The following is a 15,169-nucleotide window of genomic DNA, read 5'->3' as shown; positions in this document are numbered from 1 at the left end:
CCCTCGCGTCCCGTCCCCGTCCTCACCGTGCCAACGGCGACGGCCGCGGGACCGTTCCCCGGCCCCCGTCGCCCCATGGAGGCCCCGCCGGGACCGCGCCGATCGGGGCGCGGACCGCGTCGGAGCGGCTGGCACACTGGGCGGATGACCAGCACCGAAGCCCATGACTCCGCCGTCTCGACCGCGGTCGGGGCGCACCTGAGGAGCGCGGCGGAGCGGGACGCCTCGCCGCAGTTCGTCCTGCCGCTCGTCGTCCGCATCGAGCGGGCCGCTCCCCCGGCGCGCACCGACGCCCTGGAGACGGCCGCCCGCGCCGTGCTGGTGCTGCTCTCCGACGCCCGCGCCACCGGCGACGGCGAGTGGGCCGCGGCCGTCCGGGACTGGCAGGACGCCCGGATCCGCAAGGTGGTGCGCCGGGCGCGCGGCGCCGAGTGGCGGCGGGCCGAGGCGCTGCCGGGCATCACGGTGACCGGCGACCACGCCGAGGTCCGCGTCCATCCGCCGGTCCCGCTCGACGGCTGGCCCAAGGACCTGGCCCGCCTCCAGGTCTCCGGCACCGAACTGGACGACCCGGAGCCGCCGTCCGCGCCGCCCGCCGGGAATCCGGTGCTGTGGCTCAACCCGGGTGTGACGATGTCGGCGGGCAAGACCATGGCGCAGGCCGGGCACGGCGCACAGCTGGCCTGGTGGGAGCTGTCCGCACCGGAACGCGCGGCCTGGCGGGACGCCGGCTTCCCGCTGTCGGTACGGACCGCGCCGGCGGACGCCTGGGACGGACTGACCCGCAGCGGACTCCCGGTGGTGCACGACGCCGGCTTCACCGAGATCGCCCCCGGCCCGACCGTCGTGGCGGAGGGCGGCGATCCGTTCTGTCCGCTGCCCGGGGCGCGGCGGCCGTAGGCGCCGGCGGCAGGTCGCCGTGGCGGGGCGCGGGCAGGGTGTGCGGAACTCCGGGCCCCCTGCCGGTGGCCGGAACTCGACCCGTACCGTTATGGCGTGTTCACGTCTCTCCTCGGCTTCACCGCCGTCGCCGCGCTGCTGACCGTCTCGCCGGGGCCCGACTTCGCCGTCGTGCTGCGTACCGCGCTCGGTTCGGGGCGGCGGGCCGCGCTGTGCAGTGCCCTCGGTATCGCCGCCGGGTGCTTCGTCTGGGGGCTGGCCGGGGCGGTCGGGCTGACGGCGATGCTGTCCGCCTCCGAGGTGGCGTACGGGGTGCTGCGGGTGGCCGGGGCGCTGTATCTGATGTGGCTGGGCGTCCAGGCCCTGCGGACCGCGCGGCGCCGTCGCACCGCCCCGGGCGAGGCCGTCCCGTCCGCCGTCGAGGAGACGGCGGACGGCGTGGGCGCGGACGGGATCTCGCCGCTGCGGGCGTTCCGGACCGGGCTGCTGACCAACGTCCTCAACCCCAAGGTCGGCGTCGTCTACCTGTCGCTGCTGCCGCAGTTCATCCCGCACGGCGCACCGGTGGTGGCCACCACTCTGCTGCTGGTGGCGGTGCACGCCGTGCTCGGCGTGGTGTGGCTGGGCACCCTCGCCTGCGCCGTCCACCGGGCGCGCGCCTTCTTCCGGCGCCCCCGGGTGCGGCGGCGGCTGGATCAGGCCACCGGCGGGGTGCTGCTGGCCCTGGGCGCGGCCGCCGGGTTCGAGGCGGCCCGCTGACGGCGTACGGCCCGCGGCGCCGACCACGGCGGGGGCCGCGCAGGGAAGCTCAAATCCAGCTCTGAAACCGGTGCGCGCAGGGTTCGGCGGGCGGCACCGGGGCGAGGTACCGGTGAGTACAGCAGTGCGAGGGGGAGCACATGGAACGCCTGGGAACAGGCATCGGCTGGCGGCCGGAGATCGCCGCGGAGATCGCCGGGTCCGACGGTCCGGACTGGGTCGAGGTGGTGGCCGAGAACCTCTGCCCCGACCATCTGCCGCCGGCGCTCCAGGAAGTGCGCGCCCGCGGCCTGACGGTGGTACCGCACGGGGTGTCGCTGGGGCTGGGCGGCGCCGACCGGCCCGACCCGGGGCGGCTGACGGCGCTCGCCGACTGCGCGGTGGCGCTGGACGCGCCGCTGGTCACCGAGCACATCGCGTTCGTCCGGGCCGGGGGTCCGGCGACCGGTGCGCCCCTGCTGGAGGCGGGCCATCTGCTGCCGGTGCCGCGTACCCGTGACGCGCTCGACGTGCTCTGCGCCAACGTACGGATCGCCCAGGACGCGCTGCCGGTGCCGCTGGCGCTGGAGAACATCGCTGCGCTCCTCTCCTGGCCCGGTGAGGAGCTGACCGAGGGACAGTTCCTGACCGAACTGGTCGAGCGGACCGGTGTGCGGCTCCTCGTCGACGTCGCCAATCTGCACACCAACCACGTCAACCGGGGTGAGGATCCCGCCACCGTCCTGGACGCGCTGCCGCTGGAGGCACTCGCCTATGTGCACGTCGCGGGCGGCGTGGAGCGTGACGGCGTGTGGCACGACAGCCACGCCCATCCGGTGACCCGTCCGGTGCTGGACGTCCTCGCGGAGCTGTGCGCGCGGACGGTGCCGCCCGGGGTGCTGCTGGAGCGCGACGAGGACTTCCCGGAACCCGGTGAGCTGGCCGCGGAACTGACCGCGATCCGCGCGGTGCTGGAGGAGGCCCGCCATGACGCGGCGGTCTGACGGCGGACCGGACCACGGCCCGGCACGGACGGCGGCCGCCCGGGGCGCCCACGCCTCCGCACCGGGCGCCCACGAAGCGGCGCACGCCCCCCGGACCGCGGCCGCCCCGGACGCCACCGAGGCCGCCCGCGCCCGCCTGGCCCGTGCCCAGGAGGAGCTGCTGGCGGCGCTGGTCGCCGGGGCGCCGGTGCCCGAGGGGTTCGATCCGGTACGGCTGGAGGTGCAGCGGCGGGCGCTGGTCGCCAAGCGGGCCACGGTGGTCGCGAAGATCGCGCCCGAGCTGCCCGGGATCCTGGGGGCGGGCTACCGCCCGGCGTTCCTCGCCTACGCGCGCGGCCGCCCGCTGACCGGCGGCCACCGGCGCGACGCCCTGGACTTCGCCGCCCATCTGCTGGCGCAGGGGCGGCCGGACGACGCCGGGGCGCGGGCCCGGCTCGCGCGGTGGTGGCAGGACCGGGCGGGCCCCCGGCCGCCCCGCGGCGGGCCGTCGGCCCGGCTCCCCCGCTCCCCTTTGCTCTCCCGACTTCTGCGGGCCGTCCGGTCCGCCTCGCACCGGAGGTGACCGCGGTGTCCTTCATTCCGTGGGTGTACGTGATGGTGGCACTGTCCTCGGCCGGCCTCGTCGTGGCCACCGTCCGCGGGCGGCGGCCGGAGAAACGGATCCGGCTGGTGGACGCGCCCACCCACGACGTCTGGGAGATCGCGTTCCTGGGCGGCGGGCCCGCTCGCGTGGTGGACGCCGCCGTCGCCGCGCTGCACGAGGACGGCCGGGCGGCCGTCGGCGAACCCGGGGTGCTGACCGTGCTCCGCAACACCCCGCGCGACGCCGTGGAGGCGGCCGTGCTCAACGCCGTCGCGGCCACGCCCGGTGGCGCGCTGGCCGAGGTGCGGCGGCGCGCGATGACCGATCCGGCGGTCCAGGAGATCGGTGACCGGCTCGCCGCGCGCGGGCTGATGCGGCACCCCGCGCACGGGCGGCTCGCCCGGGTGTGGGCCGGTGTCCAGATGGCGGGCTCCGTGGTGCTGCTGCTCTGCGCCGTGCTGCTCACCGCCACCGGCCACCTCGACGCGGACCCGGTCGAGGTGCCCACCGTCGTGGCGATCGTGCCCGCGGTGGTCGTGGCGCTGGTCGTCGGCGGGATCTGCCGGCAGAGCGGCGGGCGGCGGCTGACGGAGGCGGGCCGGCTCGCGCTGCGGGCGGCCCAGGCAACCCACCATCCGCTCAGGGCCGCGGACGTGGCGGTTCCGGCGGCGCTGCTGGTCGCGATCGGCAGCGCCACGCTGCTCACGGACGAACTGCTGCGGGAGCAGCTGGCCCAGGCTCAGACCGCGATGGCCGGGAACGGCGCGTCGTCGTCCGGCGGCGGCACCTGGGTCGACCAGTCCTCCTCCCAGGCCGCCTGGTGCGGGACGTCCGGCGGCGGGTCGAGCTGCGGTGGCTCGCACCACCACGGCGGCGGTTCCTCGTGCGGCGGCTCGCACCACGGGGGGTCCTCCTGCGGCGGCGGGTCGTCGTGCAGCGGCGGTTCGTCGTGCAGCGGCGGCGGGTCCTCCTGCGGATCCTCGTGCGGCGGTTGAGCGCAGGGCGGGCGCGGCCCTGAGGGACCGGTTCCGGCCACGTCCCCGGGCCGCCCGCCCGGTTCCCACATCCTGAGATACGCCGTGGCGGCCGGACAGGCGTTCCCGTAGAAATTCAGCCATGGGGCTCCTCTTTCTCGCCGTCGCCGTGCTCGCCGCCGCCGTCGCCTGCCTCCGCGTCTGCCGCACCGCCCGCGCCCTGCCGCCGCAGCCGCCCCACCCGCCGGCCGTCCCGGAGCCCGGGCCACCGTGCGGACCGACGCTGTACGAGACGGCGTTCCTGGCCGGCGGACCGGACCGGGTCGCCGACGTCACCCTGGTGTCGATGGCGCGGCAACGCCGCCTCCTGCTGGCGCACACCGGCTGGGCCACGGTCGTCGACCCGGTCGGCCGGGACGCCGTCGAGTGCGCGGTCCTCGCCGCCATCGGCTCCGACGGGCAGCGCCGCATCCCGGCCATCCGCGACGGCCTCGCGTCGACGGAGGCGCTGAGGTCCCTGACGGCGCGGCTGGTGGCCGCCGGTCTCGCCCCGCAGGCCGACCCGTACGGCGGTCTCGGCGAGGCGCTGCGGCAGGTGCGGGCCGCGGCCCTCGTCGTGCTGCTGGCCGCCGCCGCGGCGGTCTGGCAGGCGCCGCCGGAGCGCCCCACCGGGCCGCTGCTCGGCTGGTTCGCGCTGCCGCTCGTCCTCACGGCCGGTACGTGGGCGATGGTGCGCGCCGAGTACCGCCCGGCCGCACGCTGGGCGACGGAGGCGGGCGCGGGCCGGCTGCGCCGCGCCGCCGGGCCCGGCCGCCCCGCGGCCTCCGGGGACGCGCTGACCGCCCTGGCGCTGCACGGTCCGCGGGTGCTCGACGACCCGGCCCTGCGCTCGGCCCTCCACTCATCCGGGGTATAGCGGGCAACACCGCGGCCCGGTGCTTTACTTCGCCGATCGCCGACCCAACCATCCCTTTCGTATGCACGTATGCGGCCGCGCGCGGGCCGCATACGTGCCGGGCACGACGAAGGGACGGTTCGTGAGAGCACTCGCGTTGTACGGAACCATCGGGTCGCTCCTCCTGGGCGCCCTCGCCGCCTCCCCGGCGGACGGCGCCACCCGCGCGCCCGACACGGCGCCCGCGCCCCTCGCGCGCCCCCTCACCTTCGGGCGCTGCGCCCCGGTCGAGAAGCTGCCGTCCGACGTCGAGTGCGCCGCGCTGACCGTGCCGCTCGACTACGGGCGCCCCCAGGGCAAGCAGATCAAGCTGACGGTCAGCCGGATCCGGGCCACCGCGCCCAAGGAGCGGCAGGGCGCCCTGATCTTCAACCCGGGCGGACCGGGCGGCTCCAGCATGGACTTCCCGCTCTACGGCTCGCTGCCCAAGTGGCGCCGCACCGCCCGCGCCTACGACTTCGTCGGCTACGCACCGCGCGGCGTCGGCCGGTCGGCGCCGCTGTCGTGCCAGGACCCGAAGGAGTTCGCGAAGGCCCCGACGGACAGCCAGGTGCACCCCACCGCCGCCTTCAAGCGCGAGAAGACCGCGCAGGCCGAGGCGTACGCCCGCGGCTGTGCCCGGAACGCCGGTGCCGACCTGCCCTTCTACAACTCCGTCAACAACGCCCGCGACCTCGACATGCTGCGCGCCGCGCTCGGTGAGCGGAAGCTGACGTTCATGGGCGCGTCCTACGGGACGTACTTCGGCGCCCTGTACGCCACGTTCTACCCCGGACACGTCCGCCGGATGATCTTCGACAGCGTCGTCGACCCGGACCCGCGGCAGATCTGGTACCGCAACAACCTCGCCCAGAACGTCGCGTTCCAGGGCCGCTGGCGCGACTGGCTGCGCTGGGTCGCCCGTCACCAGGACGCCTACCACCTGGGCACCACGGAGCAGGCCGTGCAGCAGGCGTACGACACCGCGCTCGCCCGGCTGCGGAGCCGTCCGGCGGGCGGCACGGTCGGGCCCGCGCAGCTCCAGTCGGCGTTCCTGAGCACCGGCTACAACGACGTCTACTGGCCGCGCCGGGCCCGGGCCCTGTCGGCGTATCTGCACGGCGACGACAAGCCGCTGCGGGACCAGGCGGCGCCCGACCCCGAGGACGCGGTCGCCGAGGAGAACAGCAACGCGGTCTACACCGCGGTCTCGTGCAACGACGCGGCCTGGCCGCGCGATCTGCGGACCTGGGACCGCGACAACGCCGAAGTGGCGCGGCGCGCACCGTTCGAGACCTGGGACAACGTCTGGATGAACCTGCCGTGCGCCTTCTGGCCGGACACCGCGCAGTCGGCCCGCGCCGGGCTGACCGCCGCGACCGGCCGGACCGCGGACCGCGCCGCGGCCGGCGCCCCAGGGACGGACGAGGTCGGCGAGGCCGCCCGGTACGCGGCGGCCGCCCGCGCGGCGCAGGCGCTGCCCGGACGCCACGGCCCGGTCGACATCCGGACGGCGCCCGGCGCGCTGCCGCCGGTCCTGCTGCTGGCCGCCGAGCGCGACGGCGCCACGCCCTACCCGGGCGCCCTGGCGCTCCAGGAGCGGCTGCCGGGCTCGTCGCTGGTCACCGAGAACGGCGCCGGCACCCACGGCGTCGCGTACGGCCCCAACTCCTGCGTGAACGCGCATGTGGAGGCGTATCTGCTGCACGGCACCGTTCCCGGGCACCGGGTGTACTGCGCGCCGCGCGCCGAACCGAAACCGGACGAGGCGAAGCCCGCCCCCAAGAAGGCCGGGAAGGGCGCGACCAGCCCCCTGTGACCCCACGGCACACGACGACGGCGGGCCGCCCCGGGTGGGGCGGCCCGCCGTCGTCGTGGTGCACGGACCGTACGCGGCCGGATCAGGCCAGACCGGCGACCAGTTCGGCGACCGGCTTGCGGCGGCCGGTGTAGAACGGCACCTCTTCGCGGACGTGGCGCCGCGCCTCGGAGCCGCGCAGGTGACGCATCAGGTCGACGATGCGGTACAGGTCGTCCGCCTCGAACGCCAGGATCCACTCGTAGTCGCCGAGCGAGAACGACGGCACGGTGTTGGCGCGGACGTCCGGGAAGCCGCGGGCCATCTTGCCGTGGTCGGCGAGCATCTTGCGGCGCTCGTCGTCGGGGAGGAGGTACCACTCGTAGGAGCGGACGAACGGGTAGACGCTGACGTAGTCGCGGGCGCGCTCGTCGGCGAGGAACGCCGGGATGTGCGACTTGTTGAACTCGGCGGGGCGGTGCAGCGCCATGTTGGACCACACCGGGGTGAGGGCGCGGCCCAGGCGGGTGCGGCGGAAGAGGTTGAACGCCTCCTGGAGGGCGTCCGAACTCTCCGAGTGCCACCAGATCATCACGTCGGCGTCGGCGCGCAGCCCGGAGACGTCGTAGGTGCCACGGACCACGACGTCCTTGGCGGCGAGCTGCGTGAACAGCTCATCGACCTCGTCGGCGTATCCGCTGCGGTCCTCGGGGAGGACGTCCCGCAGCCGGAAGACCGACCACAGGGTGTAGCGGATGGTGTCGTTGAGGTCCTTCGCCTTCTTGCCGGCGTTCTGCGCCCGGTCCGCGGCGGGGGTGGAAGCGTCTGTCATACCGTCCATTCTCACTCGCCTCCGGAGAAGTCCGGCGTCCGGGTCTCCAGGCCCGCCAGGATCTCGTCGGCGGCCCGCCGCGCCGACCCGATGCAGGCCGGGATGCCGACGCCGTCGTAGGCCGCACCGCACACCCGCAGCGCCCCGGGGAGCGCCGCGCGGATCCGGGCGACCCGGTCGGGGTGGCCGACGAAGTACTGCGGCAGCCCGCCCTCCCAGCGGGTGACGGTGGAGGCCACGGGGCGGGCGGCGAGGCCGACGGCGGCGCCGAGGTCGGCGAGCGAGATCTCCACCAGCTCGGCGTCGTCGCGGCCCAGCAGCGCCTCGTCGCCGTAGCGGCCCACGGAGGTGCGCAGCACGAACAGTTCCGGGTCGGCGTCGGCGATCCAGCCCCACTTGCGGCCGGCGAACGTCGACGCCTTGATGCGGTGGCCGTCCACGGGCGGGACGAGGAAGCCGCTGCCCTCCGGGATCCCCGCCACCTCGGCGCGGCGGAAGGCCATGGTGACCAGGGCCATCGAGGCGGAGTCGACGGTGTCCAGCTCGGTGGCGGCCGCCGGGCAGTCGTCCCGCAGCAGCCGCGCGGCGGGCCCGGCGGGCGCCGCCAGGACCACCGCGTCGGCCTCGATCGTGCGGTCGCCGGCCGCCACCCACCAGCCGTCGGCGCCGCGGCGGCGCAGCGCGCGGACGGGGGTGTGCAGCGCGATCTCGCCACCGGCGGCGCGCACCGCGTCCGCGACGGCGCCGGGCAGCGTCCCGATGCCGCCGTCGATGCCCATGAAGACCGGCCGGTCGGCGGGGAGGTCCCGGGCCGCCTCGGCGGCGCGCGCCTGGATACCGCGGACCCCGGCGACCAGCGACCGCTCGGCGCGGGCCGCCTCGAAGAGCTGCGGGACGGCGGCGCGCATCGAGATGCGGTAGGCGTCGCCCGCGTAGACGCCGCCGAGCAGCGGTTCGACGAGCCGGTCGACGACCTCGCGGCCGAGGCGCTCGGCGACGTACGCGCCGACCGCGACGTCCTCGCCGACCTCGGTGCGCGCCAGGTCCGCGTCGGCGGCGATGCGGTCGAGGCCCGCCGCCGAGATCACGCCGGAGGCGGCGAGCGGGGCGAGGTCTCCGGGGACGCCCATGACGTGGCCCTTGGGCATGGGGCGCAGCGCCCCGCGCGTCCAGAGGGTGGCGGAGGCGGTGGCGGGCGGCTGGAGGCGGTCGCCGAGGCCGACGGCGCGGGCCAGCTCCACGCCCTCGGGCCGCCGGGCCAGCATCGACTCGGCACCCAGGTCGACGGGGACGCCGGCGATCTCCCCGGCCCGCAGCTTGCCGCCGAGCCGTCCGGACGCCTCCAGGAGGGTCACGGTGGCGCCGCCTTCGAGGAGGCGGTGCGCCGCGGCGAGTCCGGCGATCCCGCCGCCGATGACGACCACATGGCGGCCGGCTGCCCGGCCCGTACTGGTGTGCGCTGCGCTCATGCCCCCACTCTCTCAGAGCGCTCCGCGGACGTTGGCCGAGGACCGCGTTGACAGCGTGCGGGGCCCGGCAAAGACTCGGGCGGGCGGCGGCCCGGCGCCCGCCCGCGCCGCTGCCGCCTCGCGCGCCCGCGTGCCCGGGCGACCCGGTCCCCGGCCCCGGCCCCGGACAGCCCCACACAGCGAGGACAGCCTTGATGACCGAGCACCGCGCACGGGACGTCTACGTCGTCGACGCCGTACGGACCCCGGTCGGCGGATACGGCGGGGCGCTGGCGGGCGTCCGCCCCGACGATCTCGCCGCCCACGTCCTGGGGGCTCTGGTGGCGCGCAGCCCGGAGCTGGATCCGGCGCTCATCGACGACGTCGTGCTGGGCGACGCGAACGGCGCCGGGGAGGACAACCGCAACGTCGCGCGGATGGCGGTGCTGCTGGCCGGGCTGCCGGACACGGTGCCCGGTGTGACGGTCAACCGGCTGTGCGGATCCGGGCTGGAGGCCGTCGTCCAGGCGGCCCGGGCCATCGCGCACGGCGACGCGCACGTGGCGGTGGCGGGCGGCGTGGAGTCGATGAGCCGGGCGCCGTACGTCCTCGCCAAACCGGACCGCGGCTTCCCGACCGGCAACCAGGAGCTGTACTCCACGACACTGGGCTGGCGGATGGTCAACCCGGGGATGCGGCCGGAGTGGACGGTCGCGCTGGGCGAGGGCGCGGAGAAGATCGCCGAGCTGCACGGGATCACCCGCGAGCAGCAGGACGTATTCGCGCTGGCCAGCCATCAGAAGGCGAGCCGCGCCTGGCGCACCGGGCAGTACGACGCGGAGGTGGTGCCGCTGCCCGGGACGGAGCCGGCGCGCGACGAGACGATCCGGGAGGCGCCCTCCCTGGAGGCGCTGTCCCGGCTGAAGCCGGTCTTCCGGCGCACCGGCGGGACGGTCACCGCCGGGAACTCCGCGCCGCTCAACGACGGGGCGGCGGCGCTGCTCCTCGCCGACGAGGAGGGGCTGCGGGCCACCGGCCGGGAGCCGCTGGCCCGGATCGGCGCGAGCGCGGTGACGGGTGTGGAGCCGCAGTTCTACGGGCTCGGTCCGGTCGGTGCGGTGCGGCGGGCGCTGGAGCGCGCCGGGCGCGGCTTCGGCGACCTGGCGGTCTTCGAGCTGAACGAGGCGTTCGCCGCACAGGCCCTGGGGTGCATCGGCCGCTGGCCGGAGCTGGACCCCACGCTGGTCAACCCGCGCGGCGGCGCCCTCGCGATCGGCCACCCGCTGGGGGCGTCGGGTGCGCGGCTGGCCGGTGCGGTGGCCCATCAGCTCGCGGCCCGCGGCTCCGGTACCGGCCTGGCGGCCCTGTGCATCGGGGTGGGGCAGGGGCTGGCGGTCGTCCTGGAGCGGTGAGGCGCTGCGCCGGGCTGTCCCCGGCGCAGCGCCCCCGGGGGTGGTCCCGGCGCAGCGCCCCCGGGTGGTCCCGGCGCCGCCCGCCCGCCGCGCTCCCCCGCCGTTGTCGGTGCCGGGCCGTAGCCTGGCTCATGACCTTGCCCGCGCTCGTCCGTGGGCGCCGTGGGCGAGCGCGGGCAAGGTCGTCAGTGGGCTCGCGCGGGCGTTTCCGCGGCGGGCAGGGCGGACGGCGTGAGGGGCTTCCATGGCGGAACGGCTCGTGGTCATCGGCGGCGACGCGGCGGGCATGTCCGCCGCCTCCCAGGCCCGGCGGCTGAAAGGCCCCGGCGAGCTGGCCATCACCGCGTTCGAGCGCGGCCACTTCACGTCGTACTCCGCGTGCGGCATCCCGTACTGGGTCGGCGGCACCGTCGACGGTCCCGCCGCGCTGATCGCCCGGACTCCCGAGGAGCACCGGGCGCGCGCCATCGATCTGCGGATGCGCACCGAGGTCACCGAGCTGGATCTGGAGCGCGGCCGGGTGCGGGCCAGGGCGCTGGACGACGGCGGGCGGGAGAGCTGGACGGAGTTCGACAAGCTGGTGCTGGCCACCGGTGCCCGGCCGCTGCGGCCGCCGCTGCCCGGTATCGAGGCGCGCGGGGTGCACGGCGTGCAGACCCTCGACGACGGCCGCGCCCTGCTCGGCACGCTCGCCGGCTCCCCGGGCCGCCGCGCCGTGGTGATCGGCGCCGGGTACATCGGCGTGGAGATGGCCGAGGCGCTGATCCACCACGGCTACGCGGTCACGGTGCTGGACCGTGGCGAGCAGCCGATGTCCACCCTCGATCCGGACATGGGCGCGCGGGTGCACGAGGCGATGTGCGGCCTGGGCATCGAGACGGTGCGCCGCGCCGTCGTCACCGCCGTCCTGACCGACGGCGCGGGGCGCGCCCGCGCGGTGGCCACCGAGGACGCGGAGTATCCGGCGGACGTGGTGGTGCTGGGGATGGGCGTCCGCCCGGAGACGACACTGGCCGCGGCCGCCGGACTGCCGCTCGGGCCGTCCGGCGGGCTGCTGACGGATCTGTCGATGCGGGTGCGCGGCCGGGAGAACATCTGGGCCGGCGGTGACTGCGTGGAGGTTCTCGACCTGGTCGCGGGCCACACCCGGCACATCGCGCTCGGTACCCACGCCAACAAACACGGCCAGGTCATCGGCGCCAACGTCGCGGGCGGCTACGCCACCTTCCCCGGGGTGGTGGGCACCGCCGTCAGCAAGGTCTGCGATCTGGAGATCGCCCGCACCGGCCTGCTGGAGCACCAGGCCCGCGCCGAGGGGCTGGAGTTCGTGACGGTGACCATCGAGTCGACCAACCACGCCGGGTACTACCCCGGCGCCCGGCCGATGCACGTGAAGATGCTCGCCGAGCGGCGTACCGGGCGGCTGCTGGGCGTGCAGATCGTCGGCCGGGAGGGGGCCGGGAAGCGGGTGGACATCGCGGCGGTCGCGCTGACCGCCGGGATGACGGTGGAGCAGATGACCATGCTCGACCTGGGCTACGCGCCGCCGTTCTCCCCGGTCTGGGATCCGGTGCTGGTCGCGGCCCGCAAGGCCACGGCGGCCGTCCGGGCCGCCGGGATGTGACGCCCGGCGGCCCGGCGCGGCTCAGCGCGCGGTCTGCGTGTGGACGTACTCGGCGAGGTGGGTCAGCGCGTCCGGGTCGGTGGTGGGCAGGACGCCGTGGCCGAGGTTGAAGATGTGGCCCTCAAGACCGGCGGCGGCGTCCAGCACCTCGCGCGCCTTGGTCTCGACCGCCTCGCGCGGGGCGAAGAGCACGGCCGGGTCGATGTTGCCCTGGAGTGCCTTGCCGGGGCCGACCCGGCGGGCCGCCTCGTCCAGCGGGATCCGCCAGTCGACGCCGACGACGTCCGCCCCGGCCTCGCCGAGCAGGCCCAGCAGCTCGCCGGTGCCGACGCCGAAGTGGATCCGCGGCACGCCGTGGTGCGCGACCGCCTCGAAGACCTTCGCGGAGGCGGGCATCACCGAGCGGCGGTAGTCGGCGGGGGAGAGCGCGCCGACCCAGGAGTCGAAGAGCTGCACGGCGCTCGCCCCGGCCTCGATCTGCACGTCGAGGAAGGCGGAGGTGATCACGGCGAGGCGGTCCAGCAGGTCGGCCCAGAGCTCCGGGTCGCCGTACATCAGCGCCTTGGTGTGCTCGTGGTTGCGCGACGGGCCGCCCTCGATCAGGTAGCTGGCGAGCGTGAACGGCGCACCGGCGAAGCCGATGAGCGGCGTGGACCCCAGCTCCTGGACGAGCATCCGCACCGCCTCGGTGACGTACGCGACGTCACCGGGCTCCAGCGGACGCAGCCGGTCCAGGTCGGCGCGGGTGCGGATCGGGTTCTCGACGACGGGGCCGACGCCCGGCTTGATGTCGAGGTCGATACCGATGGCCTTGAGCGGCACGACGATGTCGCTGTAGTAGACGGCGGCGTCGACATGGTGGCGGCGCACCGGCTGGAGGGTGATCTCCGTGACCAGCTCGGGCCGGGTGCAGGAGTCGAGCATCGCGATGCCCTCGCGGACCTTGCGGTACTCGGGCAGCGACCGCCCCGCCTGCCGCATGAACCACACAGGGGTGTGCGGCACCGGCTCGCGCCGGCAGGCCCTGAGGAAGGCCGAGTCGTACGTTCCGGTCTGCTGCTGGCCCGTCGGGCGGTCGTTGACGCTCACGGACGGAATCTTCGCATGCGGCGCCGGACACCTCCGAACGGGCGACGCGCGCACCGGGTGTCCTCCCCCTCCGCGGCGCCACTTCCGCCTACGCTTCCGGGCATGGCTGCGGCGTACGAACATCTCCCGGACAGCGCGGACGAGACCCCGATCCCCTTCCGGCGAGCGGTCGAGTCGCTCCGCGCGGCCCGGCTGCGTCCCGAGATCGAACTGGATGTGGTCCCGGCGCCGAAACGGCTCGCGCCGTACGCCGCCGCACTGGAGGCGACGGTGGTCGAGCGGGGCGCGGGGGCGGACGGCGAGGACGCGGATCTGGCGGACGGGCGGCTGGTGCTGCTGCACCAGCCCGCCGGGCACGAGGCGTGGCAGGGCACGTTCCGGGTGGTGACGCTGGCCCGCGCGGAGCTGGAGCCGGAGATGGGCGCCGATCCGCTGCTGCCGGAGGTCTCCTGGTCGTGGCTGACGGGCGCGCTGGACGCCCGCGGGGTGCGGTACGGCGAGGCGAGCGGGACGGTGACCCGGGCCTCGTCGCACCACTTCGGCGGCCTGGCGGCGCGGGAGCCCGCCACCCAGATCGAGATCCGCGCGTCGTGGACCCCGGCCGAGGGCCCCGGCGGTGTCCCCGACGCGGGCGCGCACCTGGCGGCCTGGTGCGATCTGCTGTGCCAGATCGCCGGGGTGCCCCCGGCGCCGCAGGAGTCCGGTCCGCGCGGCGGTGTGGTGCCGCTCCCCCAGCGCCGGGGGGCCCAGCCCCGCTGAGCGCTCCCGTGACGGGCGGCGGCGCCCCGGCAGGCCGTCTCCCACGACCGTCCGGTCACCGGACCGGGCACCCCGAGCGAGGGCGTCGCACCGCAACGGTGCGGCGCCCTCGTCCGGTCCGCGCCGCGCGATCGGCCTCGTCCTCACGGGTGGTGTGCGGGAACAGGCGCACCGTTGATCACCCCGGTGTTCACGTATGATCGCTCACGCATCCGATTTGTCCGAATTGACACTAACTAAATCGTGATCGATGCCTAAAGTCCCCTCGGATTGCTGCCGAAGAGGTCAGTGACCCTTCAGATACGGAACGTCCCGGCTCGCCCCTTGCAGCCGGTCGCAACCGTCCCGCCACTCCCCCAGGAGGCCCGGTGTCTGTTCTCCTCGAGCAACCTTCGAGCCTGGTCGCCTACCGCCCGAACAAGCCGACGGCCATGGTCGTCGTGGCCGACCCTCGCGTCCGCTCCACCGTCACCCGCCACCTGTGGGCCCTCGGGGTACGGGACGTGATCGAGGCGTCGTCGATCGCGGAGGCCCGCCCCCGGGTCGGCAACCCACGCGACATCTGCGTTGCCGACGTCCATCTTCCCGACGGCTCCGGCCTGACGCTGCTGTCCGAGACCCGCGCCGCGGGCTGGCCCAACGGCCTCGCGCTCTCCGCCGCCGACGACATCGGCGCGGTACGCAACGCCCTCGCGGGCGGGGTCAAGGGCTACGTCGTCACCGGCACCCGCACCAACCTCGGCCTCCCGGGCCGCCCGGGAGCCGCCCCGATCGGCGCCCACGCCGCCCGGATGCAGCGCCGCCCGCCGGGCGCCCCGGGCCACCCCGGCGGCTACCGCGAGCTGTCGGGCCGGGAGGTCGAGGTGCTGCGGCTGGTGGCGGAGGGCCAGTCCAACAAGGCGATCGGCGTCTCGATGGGGCTCTCCGCGCTGACCGTCAAGAGCCACCTCGCCCGGATCGCCCGCAAGCTCGGCACCGGCGACCGGGCCGGGATGGTGGCCGTGGCGCTGCGCACCGGCATCATCCACTGACCCGCACCCCGACACATCGCCCGCCGGGGGAACGTTCCCCTCG

12 protein-coding genes and 1 pseudogene are annotated in these 15,169 nt (G+C 75.9%); 10 read left to right on the top strand and 3 right to left on the bottom strand.

Annotation, left to right across the window (positions count from 1 at the left end):
* Positions 1-144 precede the first annotated feature (144 nt).
* The 6 genes and pseudogenes from ACF1BH_RS06385 (at position 145) to ACF1BH_RS06360 (ending at position 6,952) form a co-directional block, all read left to right on the top strand.
* The gene (locus tag ACF1BH_RS06385) at positions 145-900 is read left to right on the top strand and encodes a peptidyl-tRNA hydrolase (protein WP_391641258.1); all 756 of its coding nucleotides are present in this window, start codon (positions 145-147) and stop codon (positions 898-900) included.
* 96 nt (positions 901-996) lie between these two features.
* Positions 997-1,659, top strand: a complete 663-nt coding sequence (locus tag ACF1BH_RS06380) for a LysE family translocator (RefSeq protein WP_391641257.1) — start codon at positions 997-999, stop codon at positions 1,657-1,659.
* A 140-nt stretch (positions 1,660-1,799) separates the two neighbouring features.
* Positions 1,800-3,204 (top strand): annotated as a pseudogene (locus tag ACF1BH_RS06375) (DUF692 domain-containing protein).
* A 5-nt stretch (positions 3,205-3,209) separates the two neighbouring features.
* A complete protein-coding gene (locus tag ACF1BH_RS06370; RefSeq protein WP_391641256.1) occupies positions 3,210-4,220 on the top strand; it encodes a TIGR04222 domain-containing membrane protein in 1,011 nt (336 codons plus the stop codon).
* A gap of 121 nt (positions 4,221-4,341) precedes the next feature.
* Positions 4,342-5,115 carry a TIGR04222 domain-containing membrane protein gene (locus ACF1BH_RS06365; RefSeq protein WP_391641255.1) on the top strand — a complete coding sequence of 258 codons (774 nt, stop codon included), beginning with the start codon at positions 4,342-4,344 and terminating at the stop codon, positions 5,113-5,115.
* A gap of 121 nt (positions 5,116-5,236) precedes the next feature.
* Complete coding sequence (locus ACF1BH_RS06360) at positions 5,237-6,952, top strand: alpha/beta hydrolase (protein ID WP_391641254.1); 1,716 nt, start codon at positions 5,237-5,239, stop codon at positions 6,950-6,952.
* Positions 6,953-7,034: 82 nt separating this feature from the next.
* Here ACF1BH_RS06360 and hemQ read toward each other — a convergent pair whose 3' ends face one another.
* On the bottom strand, positions 7,035-7,772 hold the full coding sequence (gene hemQ, locus ACF1BH_RS06355) for a hydrogen peroxide-dependent heme synthase (protein ID WP_391641253.1): 738 nt from the start codon (positions 7,770-7,772) through the stop codon (positions 7,035-7,037).
* Between the two features lie 2 nt (positions 7,773-7,774).
* Positions 7,775-9,232, bottom strand: coding sequence for a protoporphyrinogen oxidase (gene hemG, locus ACF1BH_RS06350; RefSeq protein WP_391641252.1), 1,458 nt, complete (start codon positions 9,230-9,232; stop codon positions 7,775-7,777).
* 194 nt (positions 9,233-9,426) lie between these two features.
* Between hemG and ACF1BH_RS06345 the strand changes: the two genes are divergently transcribed.
* The gene (locus tag ACF1BH_RS06345; protein ID WP_391641251.1) at positions 9,427-10,623 is read left to right on the top strand and encodes a thiolase family protein; all 1,197 of its coding nucleotides are present in this window, start codon (positions 9,427-9,429) and stop codon (positions 10,621-10,623) included.
* Positions 10,624-10,867: 244 nt separating this feature from the next.
* Positions 10,868-12,247: an FAD-dependent oxidoreductase gene (locus tag ACF1BH_RS06340; protein ID WP_391641250.1), complete on the top strand. Its 1,380-nt coding sequence runs from the start codon at positions 10,868-10,870 to the stop codon at positions 12,245-12,247.
* 21 nt (positions 12,248-12,268) lie between these two features.
* Here ACF1BH_RS06340 and hemE read toward each other — a convergent pair whose 3' ends face one another.
* Positions 12,269-13,336, bottom strand: coding sequence for a uroporphyrinogen decarboxylase (gene hemE, locus ACF1BH_RS06335; RefSeq protein WP_391641249.1), 1,068 nt, complete (start codon positions 13,334-13,336; stop codon positions 12,269-12,271).
* 102 nt (positions 13,337-13,438) lie between these two features.
* Here hemE and ACF1BH_RS06330 point away from each other — a divergent pair, with 102 nt between their 5' ends.
* Positions 13,439-14,095 (top strand): DUF3000 domain-containing protein, encoded by a 657-nt coding sequence (locus ACF1BH_RS06330; RefSeq protein ID WP_391641248.1) that lies wholly within the window; start codon positions 13,439-13,441, stop codon positions 14,093-14,095.
* Positions 14,096-14,463: 368 nt separating this feature from the next.
* Positions 14,464-15,126: a response regulator transcription factor gene (locus ACF1BH_RS06325; protein ID WP_030279967.1), complete on the top strand. Its 663-nt coding sequence runs from the start codon at positions 14,464-14,466 to the stop codon at positions 15,124-15,126.
* Positions 15,127-15,169 lie beyond the last annotated feature (43 nt).

Origin of the sequence: Streptomyces sp. NPDC014733 (genome assembly GCF_043083385.1) — a bacterium.
Classification (GTDB): domain Bacteria; phylum Actinomycetota; class Actinomycetes; order Streptomycetales; family Streptomycetaceae; genus Streptomyces.
Note: the sequence above shows the minus strand (reverse complement) of the source record. Positions and strands in the feature narration are given on the sequence as shown.